Raw genomic sequence first — 2437 nt, 5'->3', positions numbered from 1 at the left:
GGCAACGCCCTGACAGGAAGGCTCATGAATAAGGTGGGCTAAAGGCTTTGGCGCATGTCCACTGATACTGGTGGGGCACAGCCTTGGAGGCCTGCTCATCAAATCGATCCTTCGCAAATCACGCGAGGCTAGCGATCAAGGGCTTAGAGCCATCTCCGATGCGACGCGGCTGGTAGTGTTCATCGCAACCCCGCATTGTGGTGCGTCCCTGGCTTCGATTGGCAAGTTTGTTTTACCCCACTTCCGACAAAATTGACATACTTGCAAACAAGACTGGCGTCTTGAATGATCTGAAGCAGGCATATCGCGATTTCGTCGATAACAAGCCTGACTTGCAAACAGTAGTTTACTACGAAAAACTGAAAACCTATAGCCAACTTATTGTCGATCGAGACTCATCGGATCCGGGCGTTGCAAAGGTGATGCCCGTTGCAGTCGACAAAAACCACGTTTCCATTTGTAAGCCAGATAGTCGGGATGACCAAGTGTTCCTTGGCCTCGTTCGTCACATTGGGGTGGTGCTGGCAGAGCTGGCTTCAACCACCGCTGACGGTGAAGAACAATTTGCGTCCATAGATTTTAGCATTCCATCAGATAGAGATAGGCGTGAACTGCTTGCAAAGATGATCGATGCAAATCGCGAGAATGAGTATTCTATAGCAAACGAGTATCAGAATCATTTTGCCCAAAACTATTATAAGCTTGGCTTAATGACATCAGCGCGAACCAATCATGATCGGATATTGTCCGATGTTGAACAGCGCTTTTATACAAATATCTACCTAAAACTAATCTGCAGAGGTGCCGATGACAGCACTGTACAAACTGCATTACAGACGGACGTAATTGACCCCATATGTCAAAAATATGCAGACATTCCTTCTTTAACCGGCTTGACTGTGTTGCAGGCATTGTATTTCTTGACAGAGCAATGTCGTGTTAGATGGGATGCTGAGTGATGGCTTTCCGAATTTGGTATCCTCAATTGGATGTTTTTGACTGCATTCGTAGGGTAAGTGTTTTAGCTTCACTGCGGCAACCGAAATTTTCATCAATGGAAAGAATGCTCATAGGCGACTTCTTCTTGGCAAATCCACCACTTCTTCACAATATAGCGATGCCAAGTGAAGTTCGGAAACTGTTCATGGAATTAAAAATTTGCAGGCCAGAAAAGGTGTTTTTAAGTTACCCTGCGGCCCCGTTGCTGTTTCACAAAATGGAACCCGTGCAACGTCGTGCGCTGAAGGCGATGGCTGCAAAAAATCTCCTTGATCGAGGAAAATTCGACCAGCGCCAGATCGATCTCACTGATTTAGGCCGAGACGTTTTGCGCGAGCAGTTCGATTATACCTGCGCCGAGCGAGAGCTAGCTCAGTTCATCGCTATTGAGCTGATAGCAATCGGTGAAGATAGCATTGAGGATTTGCGTAAGCGGACTGGTCTTCGGAGGTTGTCGGCATGACGGACGTCAATCTTCCCGCATCCGATGAATCGGTCGCTTTACCTATGCTCCAATTGAGACGTCTCCGCGTGATGAAGTCCGGACACGTTGTTTACGATCAGGCCTTCCATGATGGCGTGAACATTATTCGCGGTGACAATGGTTCAGGCAAATCCTCGATAGCGGATTTTATATTTTTTGTTCTGGGCGGGGAATTCGACCACTGGAAGAAAGTTCCGGCCCAATGCGATGAGATTCAAGCTGAAATTATGACGACAAGAGGCAGACTTGTCGTCCGTCGCGAAACATCATCAAAGGCATCGCCAATTCATGTCTTCTTCGGTAAATTTGAAGAGGCGATGGCTTCTGGCCTCGACGGATGGGAACGGTTTCCGGCGCATCGACAGGGAGATCATGAGAGTTTTTCCCAACTTATGTTCCGGTCGATGTGCATACCAGAAGCACAAAGTGATGGTGCCTCAAACATCACGATGCACCAGGTTCTTCGACTGCTTTATGCTGATCAACAGACACCACCTGGCCGTCTATTCCGATTTGAATCGACGTGGGACACAAAGGCCATCAGGGCAGCGGTCGGTGATCTTATTTGCGGGCTGAACGACTACGAAGCCTATGAGACCAGCCTGAAGATTCGGGATCTCGAAAAGGACTATGATCAAGCAAGCCGTCAGCTTTCGGCACTTTTGTCCGTTCTACCGCCCGATACTGCACTCAACCGACCGGAAGCAGTCGGGAGTCAGATTGCGGAACTTGAGAGGCAGCGCGCTAAGGCTTTGGATCGTATTGCTCGGGTCGATGACCTTATCAATTCGTCCGAAACGAAGAGTTTTATAGCGGAGAGCCGCTCAGCTCGAGATGCTATCGAAAAGCAGTCCAGCAAGATCGATTCTTTGGAGCGAGGGATTTCTAACTCTGAGTATGAGCTTGAAGATTTGGCTAGCCCGGATTATTCACCGGCCGGGTGATTTCGGGTTG

At 48.5% G+C, this 2437-nt stretch carries 4 protein-coding genes; all 4 read left to right on the top strand.

The annotated features are described in order from the left end of the window. Positions 1–70: 70 nt before the first annotated feature. Genes CHU93_RS18200 through CHU93_RS00735 form a run of 4 tightly spaced genes read left to right on the top strand, consistent with a single transcriptional unit; the run spans position 71 to position 2427 of the window. Positions 71–256, top strand: coding sequence for an alpha/beta hydrolase (locus CHU93_RS18200; protein ID WP_165768539.1), 186 nt, complete (start codon positions 71–73; stop codon positions 254–256). Positions 257–281: 25 nt separating this feature from the next. Next, the gene (locus CHU93_RS17225) at positions 282–959 is read left to right on the top strand and encodes an ABC-three component system protein (protein ID WP_133064260.1); all 678 of its coding nucleotides are present in this window, start codon (positions 282–284) and stop codon (positions 957–959) included. After that, a complete protein-coding gene (locus CHU93_RS00740) occupies positions 959–1462 on the top strand; it encodes an ABC-three component system middle component 5 (RefSeq protein ID WP_341476550.1) in 504 nt (167 codons plus the stop codon). The genes CHU93_RS17225 and CHU93_RS00740 overlap by 1 nt, the downstream gene beginning before the upstream one ends. After that, positions 1459–2427 (top strand): AAA family ATPase, encoded by a 969-nt coding sequence (locus CHU93_RS00735; RefSeq protein ID WP_094472309.1) that lies wholly within the window; start codon positions 1459–1461, stop codon positions 2425–2427. The genes CHU93_RS00740 and CHU93_RS00735 overlap by 4 nt, the downstream gene beginning before the upstream one ends. Positions 2428–2437: the final 10 nt, after the last annotated feature.

It is taken from the genome of Sandarakinorhabdus cyanobacteriorum (genome assembly GCF_002251755.1).
GTDB lineage: Bacteria > Pseudomonadota > Alphaproteobacteria > Sphingomonadales > Sphingomonadaceae > Sandarakinorhabdus > Sandarakinorhabdus cyanobacteriorum.
This window is presented reverse-complemented; position numbering and strand designations above follow the sequence as displayed.

Excerpts from the sequence above, each read along its gene's own strand:
- CHU93_RS00740 (WP_341476550.1), top strand. The coding sequence starts at position 959 with ATGGCTTTCCGAATTTGGTATCCTCAATTGGATGTTTTTGACTGCATT.
- CHU93_RS00735 (WP_094472309.1), top strand. The coding sequence starts at position 1,459 with ATGACGGACGTCAATCTTCCCGCATCCGATGAATCGGTCGCTTTACCT.